At 69.9% G+C, this 23,445-nt stretch carries 25 protein-coding genes; 11 read left to right on the top strand and 14 right to left on the bottom strand.

What is annotated here, in order from left to right; all coding sequences use genetic code 11:
• Nucleotides 1-127 precede the first annotated feature (127 nt).
• Both AB0O65_RS07505 and AB0O65_RS07510 read right to left on the bottom strand, forming a co-directional pair.
• Complete coding sequence (locus AB0O65_RS07505) at nt 128-355, bottom strand: hypothetical protein (RefSeq protein ID WP_363383894.1); 228 nt, start codon at nt 353-355, stop codon at nt 128-130.
• Nucleotides 356-431: 76 nt separating this feature from the next.
• Nucleotides 432-1,055: a cytochrome c oxidase assembly protein gene (locus tag AB0O65_RS07510; protein WP_083428857.1), complete on the bottom strand. Its 624-nt coding sequence runs from the start codon at nt 1,053-1,055 to the stop codon at nt 432-434.
• A 150-nt stretch (nt 1,056-1,205) separates the two neighbouring features.
• On the opposite strand from AB0O65_RS07510, the gene AB0O65_RS07515 reads away from it, so the two are divergent.
• The 3 genes from AB0O65_RS07515 to AB0O65_RS07525 are packed head-to-tail and all read left to right on the top strand — an operon-like array spanning nt 1,206 to nt 3,437.
• Nucleotides 1,206-1,607, top strand: coding sequence for a DUF302 domain-containing protein (locus tag AB0O65_RS07515; RefSeq protein ID WP_016465080.1), 402 nt, complete (start codon nt 1,206-1,208; stop codon nt 1,605-1,607).
• A gap of 49 nt (nt 1,608-1,656) precedes the next feature.
• Nucleotides 1,657-1,977: an SHOCT domain-containing protein gene (locus AB0O65_RS07520; protein WP_363383896.1), complete on the top strand. Its 321-nt coding sequence runs from the start codon at nt 1,657-1,659 to the stop codon at nt 1,975-1,977.
• The gene (locus tag AB0O65_RS07525; RefSeq protein ID WP_071645090.1) at nt 1,977-3,437 is read left to right on the top strand and encodes a multicopper oxidase family protein; all 1,461 of its coding nucleotides are present in this window, start codon (nt 1,977-1,979) and stop codon (nt 3,435-3,437) included. Before AB0O65_RS07520 ends, AB0O65_RS07525 begins: the two co-directional genes overlap by 1 nt.
• Before the next feature lie 394 nt (nt 3,438-3,831).
• On the opposite strand, the gene AB0O65_RS07530 is transcribed toward AB0O65_RS07525, so the two are convergent.
• Nucleotides 3,832-4,662 (bottom strand): phosphatase PAP2 family protein, encoded by an 831-nt coding sequence (locus AB0O65_RS07530; protein WP_033107199.1) that lies wholly within the window; start codon nt 4,660-4,662, stop codon nt 3,832-3,834.
• A 197-nt stretch (nt 4,663-4,859) separates the two neighbouring features.
• Here AB0O65_RS07530 and AB0O65_RS07535 point away from each other — a divergent pair, with 197 nt between their 5' ends.
• The 3 genes from AB0O65_RS07535 to AB0O65_RS07545 all read left to right on the top strand — a co-directional run bounded on the left by AB0O65_RS07535 (nt 4,860) and on the right by AB0O65_RS07545 (nt 6,811).
• Entirely contained in the window at nt 4,860-5,378 is a 519-nt protein-coding gene (locus AB0O65_RS07535; protein ID WP_016465076.1) for a PepSY domain-containing protein, read from the top strand.
• 85 nt (nt 5,379-5,463) lie between these two features.
• Nucleotides 5,464-6,096 carry a VTT domain-containing protein gene (locus AB0O65_RS07540; RefSeq protein WP_016465075.1) on the top strand — a complete coding sequence of 211 codons (633 nt, stop codon included), beginning with the start codon at nt 5,464-5,466 and terminating at the stop codon, nt 6,094-6,096.
• Nucleotides 6,097-6,136: 40 nt separating this feature from the next.
• Entirely contained in the window at nt 6,137-6,811 is a 675-nt protein-coding gene (locus AB0O65_RS07545) for a response regulator transcription factor (RefSeq protein ID WP_071645095.1), read from the top strand.
• Nucleotides 6,812-6,851: 40 nt separating this feature from the next.
• Here AB0O65_RS07545 and AB0O65_RS07550 read toward each other — a convergent pair whose 3' ends face one another.
• The 3 genes from AB0O65_RS07550 to AB0O65_RS07560 form a co-directional block, all read right to left on the bottom strand.
• The gene (locus tag AB0O65_RS07550) at nt 6,852-8,282 is read right to left on the bottom strand and encodes an ATP-binding protein (protein ID WP_363383899.1); all 1,431 of its coding nucleotides are present in this window, start codon (nt 8,280-8,282) and stop codon (nt 6,852-6,854) included.
• A 154-nt stretch (nt 8,283-8,436) separates the two neighbouring features.
• A complete protein-coding gene (locus AB0O65_RS07555) occupies nt 8,437-8,682 on the bottom strand; it encodes a hypothetical protein (RefSeq protein WP_200881029.1) in 246 nt (81 codons plus the stop codon).
• A gap of 131 nt (nt 8,683-8,813) precedes the next feature.
• Complete coding sequence (locus AB0O65_RS07560) at nt 8,814-9,086, bottom strand: hypothetical protein (RefSeq protein ID WP_363383901.1); 273 nt, start codon at nt 9,084-9,086, stop codon at nt 8,814-8,816.
• A gap of 374 nt (nt 9,087-9,460) precedes the next feature.
• Between AB0O65_RS07560 and AB0O65_RS07565 the strand changes: the two genes are divergently transcribed.
• From AB0O65_RS07565 to AB0O65_RS07575, 3 genes are read left to right on the top strand one after another with little or no spacing between them, the layout of a single operon-like run.
• On the top strand, nt 9,461-9,805 hold the full coding sequence (locus AB0O65_RS07565; protein WP_071644113.1) for a metallopeptidase family protein: 345 nt from the start codon (nt 9,461-9,463) through the stop codon (nt 9,803-9,805).
• Nucleotides 9,802-10,092: an ATP-dependent Clp protease adapter ClpS gene (clpS, locus tag AB0O65_RS07570; RefSeq protein WP_071644112.1), complete on the top strand. Its 291-nt coding sequence runs from the start codon at nt 9,802-9,804 to the stop codon at nt 10,090-10,092. Before AB0O65_RS07565 ends, clpS begins: the two co-directional genes overlap by 4 nt.
• Nucleotides 10,089-10,571, top strand: coding sequence for a DUF2017 family protein (locus AB0O65_RS07575; protein ID WP_363383903.1), 483 nt, complete (start codon nt 10,089-10,091; stop codon nt 10,569-10,571). Before clpS ends, AB0O65_RS07575 begins: the two co-directional genes overlap by 4 nt.
• Here AB0O65_RS07575 and AB0O65_RS07580 read toward each other — a convergent pair.
• From AB0O65_RS07580 to gatC, 5 genes are read right to left on the bottom strand one after another with little or no spacing between them, the layout of a single operon-like run.
• On the bottom strand, nt 10,561-11,145 hold the full coding sequence (locus AB0O65_RS07580) for a hypothetical protein (protein ID WP_071644096.1): 585 nt from the start codon (nt 11,143-11,145) through the stop codon (nt 10,561-10,563). The two genes, AB0O65_RS07575 and AB0O65_RS07580, sit on opposite strands and share 11 nt — an antisense overlap.
• A 30-nt stretch (nt 11,146-11,175) precedes the next feature.
• Complete coding sequence (gene dinB / locus AB0O65_RS07585) at nt 11,176-12,435, bottom strand: DNA polymerase IV (protein ID WP_071644098.1); 1,260 nt, start codon at nt 12,433-12,435, stop codon at nt 11,176-11,178.
• 51 nt (nt 12,436-12,486) lie between these two features.
• The gene (gene gatB, locus AB0O65_RS07590) at nt 12,487-14,001 is read right to left on the bottom strand and encodes an Asp-tRNA(Asn)/Glu-tRNA(Gln) amidotransferase subunit GatB (RefSeq protein ID WP_313480900.1); all 1,515 of its coding nucleotides are present in this window, start codon (nt 13,999-14,001) and stop codon (nt 12,487-12,489) included.
• Nucleotides 14,001-15,518: an Asp-tRNA(Asn)/Glu-tRNA(Gln) amidotransferase subunit GatA gene (gatA, locus tag AB0O65_RS07595; protein WP_071644102.1), complete on the bottom strand. Its 1,518-nt coding sequence runs from the start codon at nt 15,516-15,518 to the stop codon at nt 14,001-14,003. The genes gatB and gatA overlap by 1 nt, the downstream gene beginning before the upstream one ends.
• Complete coding sequence (gene gatC, locus AB0O65_RS07600) at nt 15,515-15,814, bottom strand: Asp-tRNA(Asn)/Glu-tRNA(Gln) amidotransferase subunit GatC (protein ID WP_071644104.1); 300 nt, start codon at nt 15,812-15,814, stop codon at nt 15,515-15,517. The genes gatA and gatC overlap by 4 nt, the downstream gene beginning before the upstream one ends.
• Before the next feature lie 48 nt (nt 15,815-15,862).
• Here gatC and AB0O65_RS07605 point away from each other — a divergent pair, with 48 nt between their 5' ends.
• Entirely contained in the window at nt 15,863-17,563 is a 1,701-nt protein-coding gene (locus AB0O65_RS07605; protein WP_363383907.1) for a long-chain-fatty-acid--CoA ligase, read from the top strand.
• 122 nt (nt 17,564-17,685) lie between these two features.
• A complete protein-coding gene (locus AB0O65_RS07610) occupies nt 17,686-19,449 on the top strand; it encodes a DEAD/DEAH box helicase (RefSeq protein WP_256221116.1) in 1,764 nt (587 codons plus the stop codon).
• 61 nt (nt 19,450-19,510) lie between these two features.
• Here AB0O65_RS07610 and AB0O65_RS07615 read toward each other — a convergent pair whose 3' ends face one another.
• Genes AB0O65_RS07615 through mnmA form a run of 3 tightly spaced genes read right to left on the bottom strand, consistent with a single transcriptional unit; the run spans nt 19,511 to nt 23,426 of the window.
• A complete protein-coding gene (locus AB0O65_RS07615; protein ID WP_225211370.1) occupies nt 19,511-19,957 on the bottom strand; it encodes a GNAT family N-acetyltransferase in 447 nt (148 codons plus the stop codon).
• Entirely contained in the window at nt 19,954-22,269 is a 2,316-nt protein-coding gene (ligA, locus tag AB0O65_RS07620; protein WP_363383910.1) for an NAD-dependent DNA ligase LigA, read from the bottom strand. Before ligA ends, AB0O65_RS07615 begins: the two co-directional genes overlap by 4 nt.
• A 59-nt stretch (nt 22,270-22,328) precedes the next feature.
• On the bottom strand, nt 22,329-23,426 hold the full coding sequence (gene mnmA / locus AB0O65_RS07625; protein ID WP_071644110.1) for a tRNA 2-thiouridine(34) synthase MnmA: 1,098 nt from the start codon (nt 23,424-23,426) through the stop codon (nt 22,329-22,331).
• Nucleotides 23,427-23,445: the final 19 nt, after the last annotated feature.

Genomic DNA, 23,445 nt, shown 5'->3' on the forward strand with positions numbered 1-23,445 from the left:
GGACGTGTCGTGGGCCGTCGGTTCCGATGACGAGGGCTCCGGCGCAGTGCGCCGAGACGCACTCGCGCCAACGCCGCGGCGAGCTCGCGTGCAGATCGGCCCGCCAGCGCGGCCGAGCAGGATCAGTTCATCGGCCACGATCCGATGCCGTCACCGCATCCGCTCCGGCTGGCGGTGCGGATGCTGCGCGGTGTCCGTGGCGCGCCAGCGCGATCGTCCAGGCGACGCCGGCGAGGAGCAGTAGCCCGCCGGCGGCATTCCACGCGACGTCATACGGCAGCAGCTCCCCCGCCTCGGCTCGCGCGGCGCGCGGCATGCAATGGGGGACGGCATCGACATGCGCCCAGGGTTGCACGGGTACGGATCCTGGCTATCGGCGGACGCTCAGATCCCCATGGCGCCCGAGGCATTCTGCGCTCGTCCGGACGTCCTTAACACTCCCGGCTCCGACACCACGTCCAAGACGCTCCACCGCGAATCGGAGAGCGATGGCGCGGCATGCGCCGGTACGACGCGGTCTCTTTGAAGCGACTCGATCGCCGGTCCGGGCCGCGGCGTCCTGCCGCTCCGGTGACGGCTCCCTCCGCCGGGGAGCTCAGCGCACTTGGCTTACCGCCACGCCGCCGGGCCGCCGGCGGGACGCATGACGTCCGGCTTCTCGGTACCAGCGCGCGCAGAAGAGCGCCACGATCGCGGCCTCGATCAGCTGCCCGCGTAGTACGTGAGCTGCGCGCCGGCTGCACGTCACCGACGGCATACAGGTCGGGAGGAGTGGCGAAGAGCGTCTTGGCGAGGATGCTGTGCGACGCCATCGTGGCGAGGGGTGCGACTGCGGTGATGAGGTGAGGCGCTCGATGCGGTGTCGAGTCGAGGCCGATGGCCGCGGTCGTCAGGAGGTAGCCCGCGAGGAGCAGGTGGGCGTGGACCGCCACGTGCACCAGCGAACCGGACTGCATCCAGCCGACCAGGGGTGTCGAATAGATCTGCCACAGTCCGCCGGCATTGAGACACGCTGCGGTGACGGCTCGCGTGTCGCCTCTCGCCTGGATGGACAGACGCGGGTCGGCGGGCGCCGCCCTCGCTCATCCACTCTTGTTCTCGAATACTCCTGGGGGTATAGTTGGATGCATCAGCGGGGACCGCGGATCGTGCCGGCACAAGCCTTCGGCCGACTGCCGCCCGCCCCGAGTCGCTTGGAGCAAGTCATGAGCTACGGCATCACCACGACAGTCGCCCTCCCCTTCGACGAAACGGTCACCGCGATCCGCGCGGCGCTCGCCACGCAGGGATTCGGCGTGCTGACCGAGATCGACATGGCGGCGACGCTCAAGGCGAAGCTCGATGTCGACATGCCCCCGCAGGTGATCCTGGGCGCGTGCAATCCTCCGCTCGCGCTCCGCGCGCTCCAGGCGGAGGAGTCCATCGGACTGCTACTCCCCTGCAACGTCACGGTGCGCGACGCCGGCGACGGTACGTCGGTCGTCGAGGCGCTCGACCCGAAGGTCATGGTCGGCGTCACCGGGAACGAGGCGCTGCGAGCGGTCGCAGACGAAGCGGCGGACCGCCTGGGCGCAGCGCTGGCCGAAGTCGGCAGCGGCAACGAGTGACGGCGCGACTGCGCCTTAAGCACGAGAACGGGGAGGTCGAAGCATGTTGATGGGCAACTGGAGCGGCATGGGCAACTGGAGCGGCATGGGCAACTGGAGCGGCATGGGCAACTGGGGCGGCATGGGCAACTGGGGCGGCATGGGCCCCGGAATGGGGTGGGTGTTCCTGCTCTTGATGATCGCGGGCATCGCGGCGCTCGTCGTCCTGACGGTGCGGCTCGCGACCGGCGGTCTGAACCGCGGAGGCCACCGGCCACCGGAGCCGCGAGGCGGATCGGCGCGCGCCATTCTCGACGAGCGCTACGCGCGTGGCGAGATCGACCACGCTGAGTACGACGAGCGAGTCGCACGCCTGCGCGACGCTCCTTGATGGAGCCGATCACCCGCCGCCAGGCTCTGCTGCTGGGCGCCTGCGGCGCCGCGGGCGTGGTACTCGGTGGGCTCGGGCTCAGCAGCACGGGTCTGCCCTGGACCTCGCCCGATGCAACGCCCTCCGGGCCGCTGGCCGAGCCGAGCTCGCTGCGAAGCCGCGGGGGCGTGCTCCGCACCGAGCTGGTCGCCGCGGAGCACGAGAACGAGATAGCCGGCCGCAGGGCGCTCGTGCTCGGCTACAACGGCAGCGTCCCGGCCTCGACGTGGCGCGTGCGCCCGGGCGACCGCATCGAGGTCCGCCTCGAGAACCGTCTTCGCGAGCCGACCAATCTCCACACGCATGGGCTCCACGTCTCCCCGACAGGGAACGGAGACAATCCCCTCATCAGCCTCGCACCCGGCGAGGTGTTCGACTACCGCTTCGACCTTCCTCCCGACCACCCCAGCGGCGTGTTCTGGTATCACCCCCACCACCACGGCAACGTCGCCGATCAGATCTTCGGCGGCCTCTTCGGTGCCATCGTGGTCGAAGGCGACGCGCTCCCGGTCGCCCGCGAGCGGGTGCTCGTGATCTCGGACATCTCGTTCGCCGGCGGAGCCGTCGCTGCCGCTTCGGAGGCAGATCGCATGATGGGCCGGGAGGGCGACTTCCTGATGGTCAACGGTCAACTGCTGCCCGAGATCGTCGCGCGGCCGCGGGAGCGGGAGCGCTGGCGGATCGTCAATGCCTGCACGGCGCGCTACCTCCGACTCGCGCTGCCTGGTCAGCGGCTGGAGCTCCTGGGCATCGACTCCGGGCACGAACCGCGGCCCCGCGCCGTCGATGAGGTCCTGCTGGCTCCCGGCAACAGGGCGGATCTCCTGGTGACGATGCAGGCCGGAAGTGCCCAGCTGCGCACACTCGGCTACGACCGGGGCGCCGCCATGATGGGCGGGATGATGGCCGGCGGGGGCAGCTCCTCCGGCCCGGCGCTGCTCGCCTTCGTCGAAGTTCGCGGGCCCGACGCCGCGGTGCTGCCCGCCGTGCCCCCGCGCGCGCCCGACGCCGACCTGCGCTCCCGCACTCCCGACGCGCTGCGCGAGATCTCCTTCACCATGACCATGGGGATGGGCATGCCGCAGCAGGGCGGGATGATGGCCCTGGGTTTCGACGGGCGCGCATTCGACGCGGGGCGCATCGATCAGCGCGTCGGCGCGGAGACCGTGGAGGAGTGGACGATCCGCAACCCCACGCCGATGGATCATCCGTTCCACCTGCACGTCTGGCCGATGCAGCTGATCCAGGTGAACGGATCGGCGATCGACGGCACCCAGTGGCGGGACGTCGTGAACGTCCCGGCTCAGGGCTCGGTCGTGGTGCGCATCGACTTCGCACGGTTCACGGGCCTCACGGTCTACCACTGCCACATCCTCGATCACGAGGACCTAGGGATGATGGGAACGGTCAAGGCTGCATGAGCGGCGGCCAGCTGCTGGACACCGAGGTTCGCTACCTCACCGAAGACGACGAGTCGATCGATAGCCGGAGCGTTCGACCAGTTCAAGTCCGGTGGGCGACGGACCTATTTCCGTCCCCACTCTCCAATCAGTCACTTGCGTGGGCTCCCTCATCAGCGCCTGCCCAGCACGCTTACAGGACACCGAGGCCAGCTCTCGAGCGTGCAGCCCTTCGCGGGGTACCCTCAGCGCATGCCATGCCCATGACCCCCCGCCGAACTGGCTGCACAACTCGGCCACGATGCCGACGGGCGCGCAATCCGCGCCTTCTTCGTTACCCGACGACGGACGCGGGCACTTCAGCACACATCCCCTGCAAGCTGACGCCCGAGCAGGCCGAACGGGTGCGCGAGCGCTACGTCGCAAGGGCTGTCTGCTGTCGATGCCGCGCGGTGAGATAGAGCCGGTGCGCGGTGATGACGACCGCGAGCCAGCCCACTCCCAACATCCATGCGACGAGCACGTCGGTGAACCAGTGGTGGCCGAGGTAGATGCGGCTGATGCCGATGCTGACGGCGAACACCACGGCCACGGCGATGGTCGCGACCTGGACGACACGGCTCGACTGCCGCAGGAGCAGCATGTAGGCGATCGCGCCCGCAATCGCTGTGGCGTTGAGCGTGTGCCCACTTGGGAACGAGGGCGAATGCTCGAACGGTGGCACGGCGTCGTTGAACCCCGGCCGCACCCGCGCGACGAGTCCCTTGCCGACGACCGTCATCAGCAGCGATCCCACGCCCGCGGCCCCGATGATCAGAACCGGCGCCCAGTTGCGGCGACGCAGCGTCAGCACGACGATGGCGAGCACGGCGATGATCGGCATCACGATCACGCCGCCGATGTTCGTGTACCACGTCACCGCCGTATCGAGCCACGGCGACCTAACCGTCACGAACGCCGCGAGCACCGGACGGTCCAAGCCTGCGACGCCGTCGGATTCTGTCACCGCGTCGTAGACCCAGGCCGCCGCGAGCGTCGCGAGCGCTGCGACCACCGCGCCGACCGCCAGGATGAGGACGAGAGCCGCGTGAGGCCCGAGCAGCTCGCTCAGGCGGTGGACCATCAAAGCGCCGACCCGGCCGGCGCGCGACGGCCAACGGGTCAGATCCTTCGTGCCCAGGTGGCGCTCGACCTCGACTTCCGCGTCGGGACCCGTCTGCTTCGGGTCCTCGCGATCCCGCTGCATCGATGCTCCTGTCCGCCGGCCTGGAGCGATCCTGGCACGGCGTTCCCGATCGAGCACGCCTGCGGCGCTCGCACCTGAGAGCGCTCTCAGGTGGTCTCAGAGTCGCCACAGTGCCGGACCGGGAGTCTCATCACATCGACTCGATCACCGGGTCGGCCCGGACCGGCAAGGGTTCGGAAACCGAACAGGAGCACACCATGAAGAACCTCAAGAAGAAGGCAGCCGTGACCGGCATCATCGCCACGACGCTCGCCTTCGGTGGAGCCGGCCTCGCCATGGCGGCGAACCCCGACAGCACGCAGCCGTCGTCCTCGGCGACCGACGAGCAGGAACCGTCGTACACGGGCACCGTGCAGGCGCCGCAGGACGCGACCTCCCCCGACGGCACCGACACGGAGCTGTCCGAGGCCGACGAGGCCGCGAGCCTGCAGAGCCTCGCCACGGTCACGCCCGAGGAGGCGACGGCAGCAGCGCTCGCAGCGGTGCCCGGCACCGCCGGCGACGCGACGCTCGAGGACGAGAACGGCTACGTCGTCTACGAGGTCCAGGTGACCGCGGCCGACGGCTCCGTGATCGAGGTCAAGGTCGACGCCGGCGACGCGAGCGTGCTCGCGCAGGAGGCTGACGAGCCCGAGTGCACCGACGAGGCCACCGAGAACGGCACCGAGCAGCAGGACGAGACGGGCGAGAACGGCGCCGAAGACCCCAACACCTGACCCCCGACCACCGCCGGCGGAGCAACGCGCTCCGTCGGCGCTGTCGCACGCTCAGCGTCAGTCCGATGAATCAGGAGAATCACACGTGCCCGACGTCTTCCTCGCAGGCCTGCTCGACCCGGTCTCGCTCCTCACCGGAGCAGGGCCGTGGGTGCTGCTCGCCCTCGCCGCCATCATCTTCGTCGAGACGGGACTGCTGTTCCCCTTCCTGCCGGGCGACAGCCTGCTGTTCGCCGCCGGACTGCTGAGCCCGCAGCTCGGCCTTCCCATCCCGCTCGTGCTGGTCGTCGCGGCGGCCGCAGCCATTGCCGGCGATCAGATCGGCTACCTGCTGGGTCGGCGCTACGGTCGGCGGCTGTTCTCGCCTGACGCGAGGATCCTCAAGTCCTCATATCTCGAGCAGGCGGACGCGTTCTTCCTCAAGCACGGCGCGAGAGCGCTCGTGCTGGCTCGCTTCGTGCCGATCGCGCGCACCTTCGTTCCACCGGTCGTGGGAATGTCCCGCCTGCCGTACCGCACCTTCGTCCTCTGGAACGTGCTCGGGGCGGTCGCGTGGGTCGCGATCGCCGTGCTCGCCGGGCGGTGGCTCGGCGGCGTGCCGCGGGTCGCGCACAACGTCGACGCCATCGCCCTTGCGGTCGTCGCGATCTCTGTCGTCCCGCTGGTGATCGAGGTGGTGCGCGCTCGCCGAGCGGCACGCCTGCGCGACGCGGACTGAACGACCACGGGAGTGGAGCGCGGCAGTCACAATGGAACGCATGCGGGTGCTGCTTGTGGAGGACGAACGACGGCTGGCCGAGGCGGTCCGACACGGGCTGATCGCCGAGGCGTTCAGCGTCGACTGGGCCGACAACGGCATCGACGGACTGTGGAAGGCCAAGGAGCAGCAGTACGACGTCGTGGTGCTGGACATCATGCTGCCGGGCCTCAACGGCTACAAGGTGTGCGAGGGCATGCGCGCAGCCGGCATCTGGACGCCCGTGCTGATGCTGACGGCGAAGGACGGAGAATACGACCAGGCGGATGCCTTCGACCTGGGTGCCGACGACTGCCTGATCAAGCCGTGCTCGTTCATCGTGCTCGTCGCGAGGCTGCGAGCGCTCGTGCGCCGCGGCGCGCCGGAGCGGCCGGTCGCGCTCAGCGTGGGCGACCTTTCGCTGGATCCGGTGCGCCACCGCGTCGAGCGCGGCGGGACGGAGATCGCGCTCACGCCGCGGGAGTTCGGGCTGCTCGAGTTCTTGATGCGGCACCCCGGCGAGGTCGCCACGAAGACGCAGATCGTGGAGGCGGTCTGGGACGCGGCCTACGAGGGCGACCACAACGTGGTGGAGGTCTACATCGGCTACCTGAGGAAGAAGATTGACCAGCCGTTCGGACGCACATCGATCAGGACGGTGCGCGGTGTCGGCTATCGACTCATTGCTCGGGACTGACCTCTCGAGTCCGGGTCCGTCCGCGTCGTCACGCCCGGCGTCACGCCTCGCACTGCCGCGGCAGCGTGACGCGCAGCGCAGCTCCGGTGCCGCTGTCGACGACCTCGACCTTGCCGCCGTGAGCGAGCACGATCTCCTTGACGATCGCGAGGCCGAGTCCGGTGCCGCCCTCGTCGCGGGCCCTGCTCTCGTCCAGCCGCACGAAGCGGTCGAACACGCGCTCCCGGTCGGCGGCGGGGATGCCCGGCCCGTCGTCGCGCACTTCGATGACGGCAATGCCGTCCTCGGCTCGCACACTCAGCGCCACCACCTCGCGCGCGTGCCGCACGGCATTGTCGACGAGGTTCCGGACGGCCTGGGCCAGCTGAGGCGACGACCCAGAGACGCGCACCGCCTCGATCCTCGCCTCGACCGTCAAGGCGGTGGTGGAGCGGATGCGGTCGCGCTCGGCCGCGAGCAGATCGTCGAGGTCGACGTCATGCTGCTCTCGGGCGAGCCCCCGCTCGTCAGCTCGGGCGAGCAGCAGCAGCCCGTTCACGAGCCGCTCCATCCGTGTCGCCTCCTCGACGAAAGCCTCCGCGGCGGTCCCAGAGAGCGCCCCGTCGGGATGGGCGACGACCGTCTCCCCCATCGCCTTGATCGTGGCGATCGGGCTGCGCAGCTCGTGGCTGGCGTCGGCGACGAACCGCCGCTGCGAGAGCTGAGCCGCCTCCAGCCGCCCCAGCATCCCATTCATCGTCACGGCCAGCCGGCCGATCTCGTCCTGCGCCGCGGGGACGGGCACGCGCTCGGTCAACTGCCGTCCGCCGATCGCGGCCACCTTCGCACGGATGGCCTCCACCGGCTGCAGCGAGCGACCAACGAGCCAGTACGTCGAGACAGCGACGACGAGCACAAGGATGGGGTAGCCGATCGCCAGCAGCGGCAGCACTGCGGCCGTGCTCTCGTCCACCGACTCGAGCGACTGCGCGACGAGGACGGTGTACGTCCCGGTCGGCGTCCCGATGGCGGCGCGCGCGACTCGGTACGCCTCTTCCTCCTCCACCGGCAGCGTCGCATCGTCCCAGACGATCCCGTCGGCGGGGTCGAGGGGCTGGCCGAGCGCAGGCTCACCTTCCAGGTCGGCCGACTGGCTCGCCACGTCGCCGTCGGCGGTGAGGATCTGCACGACCGTGCCCTGGCGCGACGCGCTCCGCGCGGTCGACCCTAGCGACCGCGCCAGCGCGTCGGCGCTCGTTCCAGCCGGGATCGCCTCGAGCTCGACGAAGACCTCCTCGACGCGGTCCTGCACCGACGCCTCGACACTCGCGCTCAACGAGCGCCGCAGCAGCAGTACGAGCGCCGCCGAACCCAGCGCGAGCGCGACGGCGACGATGATGGTGGCGGCCAGCGCTGCTCGGGCTCGAACCCCGATGACGCCGCGCAGCGGCTCCGGCGCGCGAGACGAGCTCGTGCTGGTGCCGTGATTCATCGCTCCGCCCTTGCCATGGCCGAACGATATCCCAGCCGATTCAGCGGTGTGCTCGCGCCTGAGAGCGCTCTCAGGTGGCCAGGTCGGCCCGGATCGGCAGCGGTCCGCCGTGCCGCTCAGCCAATGGACGCGGGCACCTCGTAGTCGGTTGCGGCTAGGTCCAGCTCATCCGGTCCCGAATCGGCGTCGACGATCGAGACGGCGCTCGGACGTCAGACTGCTGAACCTGGGCGATGCTCATAGCCACGTCCTTCGCCTCCGGTGCGCTGAAACGGGCGCGCCAGACCTGCGCATCCACGGCGAGGCGCACCACCGCTCCATCGCGTTCGGCGAGCGGCTCAACAGCTCCGAGGCGAGCCAGGATGCGGCCCATCACCGGATCGTTGGGTTCGACGAGCATAGACCGCGCCATTCGCGCCGTTCGTTCGTCGGTCGCCAGTTCACTCAAGCTCGGCATCGTCGGTTCCTCTCGGCGTTCGTCACCGACGACGTGCGCCGACAGCCCTGGGGGATCAGCGGCGCGGAGGTGCGTTATGAACCGTCGCTGGCGTCGTCCATGATGAGCCCAGCCTCGACCAGCGCCGCTCGCACGGCCGTGCGGTGGACACCCATCCGGCGACCGATCGCCCGCATCGAGACTCCCGCTCGCGCAAGGCGCACGGCCTCCGCTTTCTCATCAATGCCGAGCCCGGGCCGACGGCTCGGTACGTTGCGACGACGGAGGTGGGAGAACACCGTGGCACGATGGATTCCGTACCGCTCCGCGAGGTGCTTGACGCCCATCCCGGCCAGGTAGTCGCCCACGAGAGCGTCCACCTCAGCAGCGGTCAGAAAAGTTTGAGCCGTCTCGACAGTCCTTACGACTGGCCCCCGATCGTCCCTCGGAGCGCTACTCAGGGGACGCCGCGAGACCTCGTACACACCACGATTCATGCGGTTGACTAGGGTCTTCGTCTTCGGGGAGGAGTTGCCGAACGTGCTACCCAGGCACCCCAGAGAAGCCCCCGGGTTCGTCATGATCCCGGGGGCTTCGTCGCGTCAGCCGTGCTTCTTCAGCGGCAGCATGGTGATGCAGGTCGGGTCATGGCAGGACCGCCCGGCACGGGGCACGCCCCGGCTAGCATCGAAGCATGTCCTCCTCACTCGATCACGACTCGCCGGCTCCGTCCGCCGGCGGCATGGACATGACGGCCGAGGAGTTCGAGGCGCTCGTCGTGGACGAGCTCGACAGGCTGCCGGACGACATGGTCGACGGACTCGACAACGTCGTGTTCGTGGTCGAGGACGAGCCCGAGGACGGCAGCGACCTCTTCGGCCTGTACGAGGGGGTCGCCCTCACCGAGCGGGGCCAGTACGGCACCGGCGAGCTGCCCGACCGCATCGTCGTGTACCGGCACGCGCACCTCGTTGCCTGCGAGGACGAGGCCGGGCTGCGTGACGAGATCCACACAACGCTGGTCCACGAGATCGCGCATTTCTACGGCATCGACGACGAGCAGCTGCACGAACTGGGGTGGGCATGAGCATCCCGGCATCCACACCGCTGCTCGACGATCAGCTCACGGTCGCCCCGCTCGTGCCCTGGCAGCTGGTCGTGTGGGACGACCCGGTCAATCTCATGAGCTACGTCGTGCGCGTGTTCCGCCGCTACTTCGGCTACCCCGAAGAGCACGCGACGGCCCTCATGCTCGCGGTGCACCACGAAGGACACGCCGTCGTCGCCACCGGGCCGCGGGAGACGATGGAGGTGCACGCCCAGGCGATGCACGACTTCGGGCTGTGGGCCACCATCCGACGGGTTCCGCAGTGAGCGTCTCGATTTCGATCGCCCGGATCGAAGGACGCAACCTGCTGCACCTGATCGACGAGTTCCTCGAGCTCGTCGGCGGCCCGCGCACCAGCGCCGACCCCGCGCTGGCGAGACTCGCGCCGACGGCGTACCCCGACGACGACGCCGCCGCAGCGGAGTTCCGCCGCGGCACCAGGGACGAGCTGTTCGACCGCCGGCGCAAGGACGCCCTCGTCATGCGCGAGGACCTCGTCGAATTCGACACCGCCGGCGATGGGGACCCCCTCGCCCCACACGACGTCGTCATCCCCGACGCGCGCATCGACGCCTGGATGCGCACGCTCGCCGCCATCCGGCTGGTGGTCGCGTCGCGCCTCGGCGTCGACCACGACGACCATCACGACCCTGAGGACGCGCGGTTCCACGTGTACGACTGGCTCGGGTATCGGCTGGATGACCTGATCCAGCGCGCTGACGATGCGGACGCCGCTACGGCGTAGCGACCCGCACGTGCGCGAGTGTCTGCGGCTCGTGCCGTGCGATGTGGGCGTCCTCCTGGTCCGCCCACATGTCCCAGTGGTTGCGGAAGCCGTCGCCGTCGCGTTCGAGCGCGCGTCGACGCCGTGAATCCTTCGGGCCGTCGACCCAGACGGTGACGTCCGCGAGGGCCGCAGCGGCGCGCGTCAGCGCACCGCATCCCTCGACGATCAGGCCCAGCGCCGGGTCGACGGCGTGGGCCTCCGCCTCTTCCTGCAGCTCCCAGTCCCACCGGCGCCAGATGCCGATCAGGCCACGACCGTGCGGACGCAGCACCTGCTCCCGGGCGATCTCCGCACCACGCTCGAGTCCGCTCCATCCGGGGTACACCGAATCGAGCGCGAGCAGCTGCACGGGCGTGCTCAGCGGCCACGCCCTGGCGACGCGAGCGGCGAGACTGCTCTTGCCCGCCCCGCTGCGGCCGTCGATGACCACGACCGGGTTCGATGCCGACACCGCGGTGACCGCGTCGCAGATGCGCAGCGTCGCGGCGCTGAGGCGCTCTCCGAAGGGATCAGGGGCGGCGGATGACGGCATGACCCCACGCTATCGAACCGGCGACGCCGGTCACTCGCGACCGAACGGCCGTGGCTCGACGCCGCCACCGGACCGCCGTTCGGTCGCACCGACGTGGCGCGCGCGGGTGATCATGCCGACGCCGAACCGCGCCCGCGCGTCATCGAGCGTGCCCTCGAGCCGTCGCTGGTCTTCGTCGTCGTCCCACAGCGCCATCGCCGATGCGCCTGCCGGACGCAGCTTCTCGGCCCGCACGCCGACCAGGCGCACGGGGTCGCGGCGCTCGATCTGCGCGAACAGTGCGATGGCGGTCTCGCCGATGCGCTGGCCGACATCGGTCGGCTCGGGCAGCGATACGGTGCGGCTCAGCGTGGTGAAGTCGGCGAAGCGGACCTTGATCGCCACCGCGCCCGCATGCCATCCCGAGGTGCGCAGCCGTGCACCGACGCGGTCGGCGAGGCGCAGCAGCTCCGAGCGGAGCAGGTCGCGATCCTCGATGTCACGGTCGAAGGTCTCCTCGTGACCGATGCTCTTCTCCGCGCGCTCCGTCTCGATCTGGCGGGCATCGAGCCCGCGGGCGAGATCCTGGATCCGCTGCCCGAGCGCAGGGCCGACAGCGCGCTCCAGCGCCTCGGGCGACGCCTCGCGCACATCGCGGATCAGACGGATGCCGCGGCGTTCGAGGGCTTCGGCCGCCTTCGGCCCGACGCCCCACATGGCGCCGACCGGACGCGGATCGAGGAACTCCTGTGTCCGCATCGCAGGCACCACGAGCATCCCGTCGGGTTTCGACACGGTGGATGCCATCTTCGCGACGTGCTTCGTGGCCGCGACCCCGACGCTGCACGTGATCCCGACCTCGTCGCGCACCCGCCGCCGGATGAGGGCCGCGATCTCACCGGGGCTCCCCCACAGACGGCGCACTCCGCGCACATCGAGGAACGCCTCGTCGATCGAGAGCTGCTCGACGAGCGGCGTGATGCTCTGGAAGACCGCCATGACCTGCGCCGAGACCGCCCGGTAGCGCGTGAAATCCGGCGACACCACGCGGGCGGTGGGACAGAGCCGGAGCGCGTGGGCGACCGGCATCGCGCTGCGCACCCCGAAGCGACGCGCCTCGTACGACGCGCTCGACACGACCGAGCGCCCCTCGCGGCCGCCGATGATCAGCGGCAGCCCCTTCAGCGAGGGGTCGTAGAGCACCTCGACGGCCGCGTAGAAGGCATCCATGTCGACGTGCAGGATGCCCGTGCCGGTGTCGTCCGCGCCCGCGGGCGAGACGATGCGGCCCGATCCGTCACCGCGTCCCATGCATCCATCCTGACCGGTGCCACCGACATCGCGTCGGTGGCACCGAAGCGGTCACTGCGCGGCGCGCTCGAGGACCAGCTCGCGTACGCGCGCGGCGTCGGCCTGGCCCTTCATCGCCTTCATCACGGCGCCGATCACCGCGCCTGCCGCCTGCACCTTGCCGTCCTTGATCTTCGCCAGCACATCGGGCTGAGCGGCCAGGGCGTCGTCGATCGCGGCGATCAGCGCGCCGTCGTCAGAGACGACCGCCAGGCCGCGGGAGTCGACCACCTGCTGCGGCGAGCCCTCACCGGCGATGACTCCCTCGAGCACCTGACGGGCGAGCTTGTCGGTCAGGGTTCCGGCATCCACCAGGCCCTGCAGCGCCGCGACGTCGGAGGGTGAGACCAGACCGGCGGCGTCGCGATCCTGAGCGTTGGCGATTCGGGTGATCTCCCCCGTCCACCACTTGCGCGCCGCGGCCGGTGCGGCACCGGCCGCGATCGTGGCCTCGACCTCGTCGATCAGCCCGCCGTTGCGCACGTCCTGGAACTCCAGGTCGGTGAAGCCCCAGTCGGCCTTCAGACGACGCCGACGCGCCACGGGCTGCTCGGGCAGCGCGGCGCGCAGCTCCTCCACGAGCTCGCGCGACGGCTGCACGGGCAGCAGATCGGGCTCGGGGAAGTAGCGGTAGTCGTCGGCATCCGACTTCGGACGGCCCGGCGAGGTGGTGCCGGTGTCTTCGTGCCAGTGGCGCGTCTCCTGGATGATCGTGCCGCCGTCGGCGAGGATCGCGGCCTGACGCTGGATCTCGTAGCGCACGGCCCGCTCGACGGACCGCATCGAGTTGACGTTCTTCGTCTCGGTGCGGGTGCCCAGCTTCTCCTGGCCACGGGGACGCAGCGACACGTTTGCGTCGCAGCGCAGGTTGCCCCGCTCGAGACGCGCCTCCGAGATGCCCAGTCCGCGGACGATGTCGCGGATCGCGGCGATGTACGCCTTCGCGTACTCGGGAGCTCGGTGCTCGGCGCCGAAGATCGGCTTCGTGACGATCTCGACCAGCGGGACACCCGCGCGGTTGTAGTCCACCAGCGAGTACTCGGCACCCTGGATGCGGCCGGTCGCGCCGCCCATGTGGGTCAGCTTGCCGGCATCCTCCTCCATGTGCGCCCGCTCGACCGGGATCGTCACGAGCGTGCCGTCCTCGAGCTCGACCTCGACCGACCCCTCGAACGCGATCGGCTCGTCGTACTGCGAGATCTGGTAGTTCTTGCCGAGGTCGGGGTAGAAGTAGTTCTTCCGCGCGAAGCGGCTGGACTCGGCGATCGAGCAGCCGAGCGCGAGGCCCAGGCTGATCGACGAGCGCACCGCCGTGGCGTTGACGACGGGGAGGGAACCGGGCAGGCCGAGGTCGACAGGGGCGATGAGCGTGTTCGGCTCGGCACCGTGGAACTCGTCGTTCGCCGGGTTCGGGGCATCCGAGAACATCTTCGTGCGGGTGTTCAGCTCGACGTGCACCTCGAATCCGAGCACGGGCTCGAACATCTCGAGAGCCTTGTCGAAGTCCATGAGCTTGGCGGTGGCCATCAGCGGGTTCCTCCCAGCAGCTGCGGAGCGCGGGCGAGCAGCGGCTCACCCCACGAGTCGAGCAGCGCGGCTTCGAGAGCCGCGCCGACGCGGTACAGACGAGCATCCTCGTGCGCGGGGGCGAGGAACTGGATGCCGACGGGCAGGCCGTCTTCTGCCGCCACGCCCGACGGGATCGAGATGCCGGGCACCCCCGCCAGGTTCGCCGGGATCGTCGTCAGGTCGTTCAGGTACATCTGCAGCGGGTCGTCGATCTTCTCGCCGATCTTGAACGCGGTCGTCGGCGCCGAGGGCGTCGCGATGACGTCGACCTGCCCGAAGGCGCGGGCGAAGTCCTGCTGGATGAGCGTGCGCACCTTCTGCGCGCTGCCGTAGTAGGCGTCGTAGTAGCCGGCAGACAGGGCGTAGGTGCCGAGGATGATGCGGCGCTTGACCTCGGGGCCGAAGCCGGCTTCGCGGGTCGCCGACATGACGTCCTCCACCGTCGGGTTGCCGTCGGGGGTGACGCGCAGGCCGAAGCGCACCGAGTCGAACTTCGCGAGGTTGCTCGACGCCTCCGCGGGCAGGATCAGGTAATACGCGGCGACACCGTATTCGAAGTGCGGAGCGGAGATCTCGACGATCTCGGCGCCCTGCGCCTCCATCAGTGCGAGCGAGGCGCGGAAGGATGCGGCGACGCCGGCCTGGAAGCCGGAGTCGGGCAGCTCGGTGATGACGCCGACCTTCAGTCCCTTGAGCACCTGACCCGACGCGCCCTCGCGGGCGGCTGCGGCGAATGACGGCCACTCCTGCGGAAGCGAGGTGGAGTCCTTCGGATCGTGACCGCCGATCACATCGTGCAGCAGACCGGCGTCGAGCACGGTGCGGGTGACCGGGCCGACCTGGTCGAGGCTGGATGCCAGCGCGATCGCGCCGTAGCGGCTGACGCCGCCGTAGGTCGGCTTGATGCCGACGGTGCCGGTGACGTGCGCGGGCTGGCGGATCGATCCGCCGGTGTCGGAGCCGAGCGCGAGCGGGGCCTCGAAGGCCGCGACGGCCGCGGCGGAGCCGCCACCCGAACCGCCGGGGATGCGGTCGAGGTCCCACGGGTTGCGGGTCGGACCGTAGGCGGAGAACTCCGTCGACGAGCCCATCGCGAACTCGTCCATGTTCGTCTTGCCCAGCGGCACGAGGCCTGCGGCGCGCGAACGAGCAACGACCGTGGCATCGAACGGCGACATGTAGCCCTCGAGGATCTTCGAGCCGCTCGTGGAGGGCATGTCGGTCGTGACGAGCACGTCCTTGACCGCGAGCGGCACACCGGCGATCGGGCCGAGCTGCTCGCCCGCGGCACGGCGCGCGTCGACCTCGGCGGCCGCAGCGAGGGCGTGCTCGTTGACGTGCAGGAAAGCGTGCACGTCACCGTCGACCGCGGCGATGCGGTCGAGGTGGGCCTGCGTCGCCTCGACGCTGGAGATCTCGCCGGCGGAGATCTTCTCGCCGAGTTCCGCGGCGGTCAGCCGGATGATGTCGCTCACTGCTCTTCTCCCAGGATCGCGGTCACACGGAAGCGGCCATCGGCGGCATCCGGGGCGTTCTTCAGCGTCTGCTCGAGGGTGAGCGTCTCGCCGACCTCGTCGGGACGGAAGACGTTGCTCATCGCGATCGGGTGGCTGGTGGCGACGACGTCTGGCGTGGCCACCTCCGACACCTTCGCAATGTTGTCGACGATGGCGTCGAGCTGACCGGTCAGCTGAGTCACCTCGTCGTCGGAGAGCTGGATGCGCGCGAGCACGCCGAGATGGCGTACGAGATCAGGGGTGATTTCAGACACCACCCCAGTCTACGAGAGCGCGAGGTGCGCAGACGTAAGCTGGAACTCGTGACCGAGTTCGTTCCCCCGCGCCCATGGACCGCAAGCTACGCCGAAGGTGTCCCGCAGGACCTGCCGCCGGTGACCGGTTCGCTGATCGACATCGTCGAGGCGTCGGTGCGCGACTATCCGGATGCCCCGGCGCTGCAGTTCTTCGGCCGCGAGACGACCTACCGCGAGATGCAGGATGCCATCGAGCGGGCAGCCGCCGGCCTGCGCGACCTCGGTGTCGGCCCGGGCGATCCGGTGGCGATCGTGCTGCCGAACTGCCCCCAGCACATCATCGCGTTCTACGCCGTGCTGCGTCTCGGCGCCGTGGCGATCGAGCACAACCCGCTGTACACCCCGCGTGAGCTGCGCAAGCAGTTCGAAGACCACGGCGCCCGCCACGCGATCGTGTGGAGCAAGGTGGTCGAGACCGTGCAGGAGTTCCCCGCCGATCTCGCGGTCGCGAGCCTGGTCTCGGTCGACGTGACGACGGCGATGCCGCGCAGGATGCAGCTGATGCTGAAGCTGCCGATCGCGAAGGCCCGCGAGTCGCGTGCGGCGCTCACCTCGAAGGTGCGCGGCGCGATCAGCTGGGACTCGCTGGTGCAGTCCGCACCGCTCCCGGCCACGCACCCGCGTCCCGCAACCGACGACCTCGCGATCATCCAGTACACCTCAGGCACCACGGGCACGCCCAAGGGTGCGGCCCTCACCCACCGCAACCTGCTCGCCAACGCTGCGCAGGCTCAGGCGTGGGTGCCGTCGATCACGCGCGGCGACGGCTGCGTCGTCTACGCGGTGCTGCCCATGTTCCACGCGTACGGGCTCACGCTGTGCCTCACCTTCGCGATGTCGATGGGCGCGCGGCTCGTGCTGTTCCCGAAGTTCGAGCCCGACCTCGTGCTGCAGGTGACGAAGAAGCATCCGGCCACCTTCCTGCCGCTCGTGCCGCCGATCGCCGAACGGCTGCTGGCCGTGGCGAAGGAGAAGGGCGTGTCGCTCGCCGGCACCGAGATCGCGATCTCGGGGGCGATGGCGCTGTCTCACGATCTCGTCGTGCCGTTCGAAGAGGCCAGCGGCGGCTATCTCGTCGAGGGCTACGGGCTGAGCGAGTGCTCGCCCGTGCTGATGGCCAACCCCGTCGCCGAGAACCGGGTGGCCGGAACCGTCGGCCTGCCGCTTCCCGGTACCGAGTGCCGCGTGGTCGACCCCGAGAATCCGACCGTCGACGTGCCGGCAGGCTCTGCCGGCGAGCTGATCGTGCGCGGTCCGCAGGTGTTCTCCGGCTACTACGGCAAGCCCGAGGAGACCGAGGCGGTGTTCGTCGACGGCTGGTTCCGCACCGGCGACATCGTCACGATCGACGAGGCCGGCTTCGTGCGCATCGTCGACCGCATCAAGGAGCTCATCATCACGGGCGGCTTCAACGTGGCGCCCACCGAGGTCGAGGTGGCCCTGCGCCAGCATCCGGATGTCGTCGACGCGGCCGTCGTGGGACTGCCGAGCGACCGCTCCGGCGAGGAGGTCGTCGCCGCGATCGTCGTGGAGGATGGCAAGGACGTCGATGTCGAGGCCATCCGCGCGTTCGCGCGCAGCATCCTGACCCCGTACAAGGTGCCGCGTCGCGTCTTCGTCGTCGACGAGCTGCCGAAGTCGCTGATCGGCAAGGTGCTGCGCCGGCAGGTGAAGGAGCGCCTGCTGGCGCTGACCTCGGGCAACTGAACGGCCAGCACTCTCCCATCCGCACCCACTATCGTTGACAGGTGACTGCCGACGACATCGCCCCTGCCCCTGACGCGCCCGAGACCCCTGACGAGGGCGCGACCGCTCCCGGATTCGAGGAGCTGGGCATCACCGGCTCGCTGCTCAGGGCGATCAAGGATCTCGGCTACGAGACCCCGTCGCCCATCCAGGCGGCGACGATCCCGCTGCTGCTGCAGGGGCGCGATGTGCTGGGGACGGCGCAGACCGGCACCGGCAAGACCGCCGCATTCGCGCTGCCCGTGCTCGAGAACCTCGACCTCGGTCAGAAGACGCCGCAGGTGCTCGTGCTCGCCCCCACACGCGAGCTCGCCCTGCAGGTGTGCGAGGCGTTCGAGGCGTACTCGGCCCGGATGAAGGACGTGCGCGTGCTTCCCGTGTACGGCGGCCAGGCGTACGGCGTGCAGCTGTCGGCGCTGCGCCGTGGCGTGCACATCGTCGTCGGGACGCCGGGCCGCATCATGGATCACCAGGCGAAGGGCACGCTCGACCTCTCGGAGCTGAAGTATCTCGTGCTGGATGAGGCCGACGAGATGCTGAAGATGGGCTTCGCCGAGGATGTCGAGCAGATCCTCGCCCAGACCCCCGAGGACAAGCAGGTCGCGCTGTTCTCGGCGACGATGCCCGCGACGATCCGTCGGCTCGCTCAGCAGTACCTGAACGAGCCCGAAGAGGTCGCCATCAAGGGCAAGACGACCACCAATCAGAACATCACCCAGCGCTACCTGGTCGTCTCGTACGCGCAGAAGGTGGATGCCCTCACCCGCATTCTCGAGATCGAGAACTTCGACGGCATGATCGTGTTCGTCCGCACGAAGAACGAGACCGAGACCCTCGCCGAGAAGCTGCGCGCCCGCGGCTACTCCGCCGCGGCCATCAACGGCGACGTGCCGCAGGTGCAGCGCGAGCGCAGCGTGAACCAGCTCAAGGACGGCAAGCTCGACATCCTGGTCGCCACCGACGTCGCCGCGCGCGGTCTCGACGTCGAGCGGATCAGCCACGTGATCAACTTCGACATCCCCACCGACACCGAGTCGTACGTGCACCGCATCGGACGCACCGGACGCGCCGGTCGCACCGGGGATGCGATCAGCTTCATCACCCCCCGCGAGCGCTATCTTCTCAAGCACATCGAGAAGGCGACCCGCCAGGCTCCGGCCCAGATGCAGCTGCCGACCACCGAAGACGTGAACACCACGCGCCTCGCCCGCTTCGACGACGCGATCACGTCCGCTCTCGAGGAGACCCGTCGCATCGAGGCGTTCCGCGACATCATCGCCCACTACGTGCGCAACCACGACGTGCCCGAGGCCGACGTCGCCGCAGCTCTGGCCGTCGTCGCCCAGGGCGATACCCCGCTGCTGCTGGACCCGGAGAACGACGAGCTGTCTCGGGCGGTGGAGCGGGACAGCCGTCCCCCGCGCGAGCGTCAGGACCGCACGTCGGACCGTGCCGATCGCGGCCCCCGTGAGCGCCGCGGTCGCGGCGACTACGCGCCGTACCGCATCGAGGTCGGGCGTCGCCACCGTGTCGAGCCGCGTCAGATCGTGGGCGCCCTGGCGAACGAGGGCGGGCTCGGACGCGACGACTTCGGCGCGATCGCCATCAAGCCGGACTTCTCGATCGTCGAGCTGCCCGTGAACATGGACCCGTCGGTGCTGGACAGGCTGCGTGACACCCGCATCTCGGGCAGGCTCATCGAGATCCGGCCCGACCGTGGCGTGCCGAACCGTCGCACGCCGCGCGACCGCGATGATCGGGGCGGCTACGACCGCGGCGGACGCGACGACCGCGGCGGATATGCGCGTGACGACCGCCCCGCGCGCAAGCCGCGGCACAAGGACTGACGCCGCAGACACCAGACGCCGTGCGGGACGCGAAAATCCGTCGTCGAGCGTCCCGCCGGCGTCAGCCGAGACGTTGCGCGAAGTGGTGCGAGACGATGTCCATTCGCTCGCGCAGGTAGAAGCGGTGCGCGGCGAAGCGCTGCACCCCGGAGTCCAGGTCGAGCACGTGGCATCCCGCGTCGATCGCCCGCTCCCGCAGATGGTCGAGCAGCATCCGCCCGTATCCGCGGGATCGCTCGGATGCCGAGGTCGACAGATCGTCCACATGCAGCTTGCGGATCGCACTCGTGTTCGCGATGATCCGCCAGCCCGCGACCGCCACGCACCGCTCCCCCTCGAAGACCGCGGTGAACGTGAGCCCCTGCGGGGCTCCCTCGTGGAGCACCTGGTCGAGCAGTTCCGCGGAGAGATGCGGGCGCAGCTCCTGCAGAACCGGCAGCGCCTGACTCCAGCGGTCGTCGGCGGCAGCGAGATCGACGCAGACCGCACTCCTCATCTCGTCGCTCATCCGAGCGCCTCCGGCCCCTCCGTGACGAGCAGGTGGAACTGTGCGGCGTCGATGATCCGCACGCCGAGCGCCTCGGCCTTGGCGAGCTTCGACCCGGCACCGGGGCCGGCCGCGACGAAATCCGTCTTCTTCGAGACGGAGGATGCCGCCTTGCCCCCGGCCTTCATGATCGCCTCCTGAGCGCCCTCGCGCGAATAGCCCTCGAGGCTTCCTGTGGCGACGACGGTGAGCCCGTCGAGCACTCCGCCCTCGGTCGCCGCGGCTCCCGGCCCGGGATGCCCTGGTGTGGACCACTGCACACCGGCATCCGCCCACTGCCGCACGATGTCCTGGTGCCAGTCGACCTCGAACCAGCTCAGCAGCGAGTCCGCGATGATCCCGCCGACGCCTTCGACGGCGGCGAGCTCGTCTCTGCTCGCGGCGCGGATGGCGTCGAGTGAGCCGAACCACTGGGCGAGGGCCCGGGCGGCGACCGGACCGACGTGGCGGATGTTCAGCGAGACGAGAAGCCGCCAGAGCTCCTTGGTCTTCGCCTTCTCGAGTTCGGCCAGCAGCTTCACCGCCTGCGACGAGGGCTGCGGACCCTCGAGTCCGTTCTTCTTCTCCGCCGCGGTGGGATTGCGGCGGAACGGCGCACGGGTCTTGACGACCCCGTCGTCGTCCTCCTTGGGCAGCCCCGTCTCGGAGTCGCGCACGATCACCTCGATCGGCACGATCTGCTCGAGGGTGAGATCGAAGAGTCCCGCCTCGGTCTCCAGCGGCGCGAGGGCCGGGCGGTTCGGCTGAGTGAGCGCCGCGGCGGTCACCTCGCCGAGGGCCTCGACATCCAGCGAGCCACGAGAGCCGATGTGCTCGACCCGGCCGCGCACCTGGGCAGGGCACGAGCGCGCGTTCGGGCAGCGCAGATCGATGTCGCCCTCCTTCATCGGGCGCAGCGGCGTACCGCACTCGGGGCACGCCTGCGGCATGACGAACTCGCGCTCGGTGCCGTCGCGCCTGTCGACCACCGGCCCGAGCACCTCGGGGATCACGTCCCCCGCCTTGCGCAGCACGACGGTGTCGCCGATCAGCACGCCCTTCGCCTTGACCACGTCCTTGTTGTGCAGCGTCGCCTGACGCACGACCGACCCGGCCACGTGCGCCGGCTCCATCACCGCGAACGGGGTCGCGCGTCCGGTGCGGCCGACCGAGACGACGATGTCGAGCAGCCGGGTCTGCACCTCCTCCGGCGGGTACTTGTACGCGATCGCCCATCGCGGCGCGCGGCTGGTGATGCCGAGCTCGTCGTGCAGCGCCAGCTCGTCGACCTTGACGACGATGCCGTCGAGTTCGTGCTCGACGTCGTGCCGGTGCTCACCGAAGTACGCAACGAACTCCTCGACCTCGTCGATGCCGCGGCACACCTTCGTGTGCGGACTGGTCGGCAGGCCCCACTCGGCGAGCAGCTCGTACACCTCGCTCTGCGCGGCGACCGGCGGCCGCGTCCATGCGCCGATGCCGTGCACGTACAGCGACAGAGACGCGATGCGAAGCAGGCCGGCTTCGAGCTCGAGACCGCTCTTCTTGTCGATCTGCTGGCGCAGTCCGCCGCTGGCGGCGTTGCGCGGGTTCGCGAACGCGGGGAATCGGCGCGCGGCGGCGGTGCGCGCCTTCTCGTCATCGAACGGCTTCTTGGCCCCCGGTCGCGCCTCCCACCGATCGCGTGCGTCGGCGTGCGCCCGCTCGCGGAACGACGCCTGGGCGGCGTTGAGCCGCTCGAAGGCCGCGACGGGGATGAACACCTCGCCGCGCACCTCGACGATATCCGGGTGCCCCTCACCGCGCAGACGCTCGGGGATGTCGGCGAGACGCAGGGCGTTCTCGGTCACGATCTCCCCCACCCGCCCGTCACCGCGGGTGGCGGCCGAGGTGAGCACGCCGTTCTCGTACCGGAGGTTGATGGCCAGCCCGTCGATCTTCAGCTCGGTGAGCCAGGCGATCTCCCGCCCGGCGGATGCCGTGGCCTTCGCCGCCCATTCGCGCAGCTCGTCGACGGAGAACACGTTGTCGAGGCTCAGCATCCGCTCGGCGTGCTCGATCGTCGCCAACCCGGTCGACTCCGCTGCTCCGACCATCTGCGTGGGCGAATCCTGGCCCTGCAGCTCGGGATGCAGTCGTTCGAGCTCTTCGAGTCGCCGCATCCACCCGTCGTAGGTCGTGTCGTCGACGAGCGACGTGTCGCGGCCGTAATAGGCGTCCTTCGCCTCGAGGATGCGAGTCGTGAGCTCTTCGGCTTCGGCGCGGGCGTCGGTCAGCGAGATGTTCTCAGGCACCCGGCAAGTCTACGAGCGAGCACCGACAGGCCACGGGACGCGCGTCCGGCGGCGGATGCTCAGGCGTCGACGGGGACGGCCGACACGGTCGTGTCGATCGTGAACTGCCCGAGTACGCGGGTGCCGACGTAGATGACGGCACTCTGGCCCGGCGCCACGCCGTCGAGCGGCACGTCCGGCACCACGCGCACACCGCCATCGCTCACGTGCGCACGGGCGGGTACGGGATCGGCGTGCGCGCGGATCTGCACCTCGCACGCGAAGTCGGATGCCTCGGGGGCGGCCCCCGCCCAGGAAAAGCGCTCCCCGGCGATCTCGGCGATCGCCAGCGCCTCCTTCGGACCGACGACCACCGTGTTCGACACCGGCCGCACCTCGAGCACGAAGCGCGGCTTGCCGTCGGGGGCGGGCACTCCCAGTCGCAGACCGCGGCGCTGCCCCACGGTGAACGCGTGCGCGCCCTCGTGCGTGCCGACGACATCGCCGTTGCGGTCGACGACGTCACCCACGGCGGTCCCGACCTTCTCGGCCAGCCAGCCGCGGGTGTCTCCATCGGGGATGAAGCAGATGTCGTGGCTGTCCGGCTTCTGCGCGACGGTGATGCCGCGTTCAGCCGCCTCGGCGCGCACCAGTGCCTTCGAGGGCGTGTCACCGAGGGGGAAATAGGTGTGCGCGAGCTGCTCGGCGTTCAGCACACCGAGCACGTAGGACTGGTCCTTCGCGGAGTCCGACGCGCGGTGCAGCTCGAGCCCTCCGGCGCCGTCGACGAGACTCGCGTAGTGACCGGTGCAGACCGCGTCGAAGCCGAGTTCGATCGCTCGCTCCAGCAGAGCCGCGAACTTGATCTTCTCGTTGCAGCGCAGACACGGGTTGGGGGTGCGGCCCGCCCTGTACTCCGAGATGAAGTCCTCGATGACGTCGTCGCGGAACCGCTCCGAGAAGTCCCACACGTAGAAGGGTATGCCGAGCAGATCCGCCACGCGCCGGGCATCCAGGGCGTCCTCGACGGTGCAGCAGCCGCGGCTGCCGGTGCGCAGCGTGCCGCCGGCGCGGGACAGCGCGAGGTGCACGCCGACCACCTCGTGTCCGGCGTCGACGGCGCGCGCGGCCGCCACCGCCGAATCGACACCGCCGCTCATGGCCGCCAGAACTCGCATGGGCTCCAGTCTACGAGCG

It is taken from the genome of Microbacterium sp. NPDC077391 (assembly GCF_040686955.1).
Classification (GTDB): Bacteria; Actinomycetota; Actinomycetes; order Actinomycetales; family Microbacteriaceae; genus Microbacterium; species Microbacterium commune.

Bases quoted from the DNA above. Each gene is read 5' to 3' on its own strand.
- AB0O65_RS07535 (WP_016465076.1), top strand. From the start codon at position 4,860: ATGAAGAACCTCAAGAAGAAGGCAGCCGTGACCGGCATCATCGCCACG.
- AB0O65_RS07530 (WP_033107199.1), bottom strand. From the start codon at position 4,662: ATGCAGCGGGATCGCGAGGACCCGAAGCAGACGGGTCCCGACGCGGAA.
- AB0O65_RS07515 (WP_016465080.1), top strand. From the start codon at position 1,206: ATGAGCTACGGCATCACCACGACAGTCGCCCTCCCCTTCGACGAAACG.
- AB0O65_RS07525 (WP_071645090.1), top strand. From the start codon at position 1,977: ATGGAGCCGATCACCCGCCGCCAGGCTCTGCTGCTGGGCGCCTGCGGC.
- AB0O65_RS07555 (WP_200881029.1), bottom strand. From the start codon at position 8,682: ATGCTCGTCGAACCCAACGATCCGGTGATGGGCCGCATCCTGGCTCGC.
- AB0O65_RS07580 (WP_071644096.1), bottom strand. From the start codon at position 11,145: ATGCCGTCATCCGCCGCCCCTGATCCCTTCGGAGAGCGCCTCAGCGCC.
- mnmA (WP_071644110.1), bottom strand. From the start codon at position 23,426: ATGCGAGTTCTGGCGGCCATGAGCGGCGGTGTCGATTCGGCGGTGGCG.
- dinB (WP_071644098.1), bottom strand. From the start codon at position 12,435: ATGGGACGCGGTGACGGATCGGGCCGCATCGTCTCGCCCGCGGGCGCG.
- clpS (WP_071644112.1), top strand. From the start codon at position 9,802: ATGAGCATCCCGGCATCCACACCGCTGCTCGACGATCAGCTCACGGTC.
- gatB (WP_313480900.1), bottom strand. From the start codon at position 14,001: ATGGCCACCGCCAAGCTCATGGACTTCGACAAGGCTCTCGAGATGTTC.
- AB0O65_RS07565 (WP_071644113.1), top strand. From the start codon at position 9,461: ATGGACATGACGGCCGAGGAGTTCGAGGCGCTCGTCGTGGACGAGCTC.
- AB0O65_RS07615 (WP_225211370.1), bottom strand. From the start codon at position 19,957: ATGAGCGACGAGATGAGGAGTGCGGTCTGCGTCGATCTCGCTGCCGCC.
- AB0O65_RS07545 (WP_071645095.1), top strand. From the start codon at position 6,137: ATGCGGGTGCTGCTTGTGGAGGACGAACGACGGCTGGCCGAGGCGGTC.
- AB0O65_RS07520 (WP_363383896.1), top strand. From the start codon at position 1,657: ATGGGCAACTGGAGCGGCATGGGCAACTGGAGCGGCATGGGCAACTGG.
- AB0O65_RS07550 (WP_363383899.1), bottom strand. From the start codon at position 8,282: ATGAATCACGGCACCAGCACGAGCTCGTCTCGCGCGCCGGAGCCGCTG.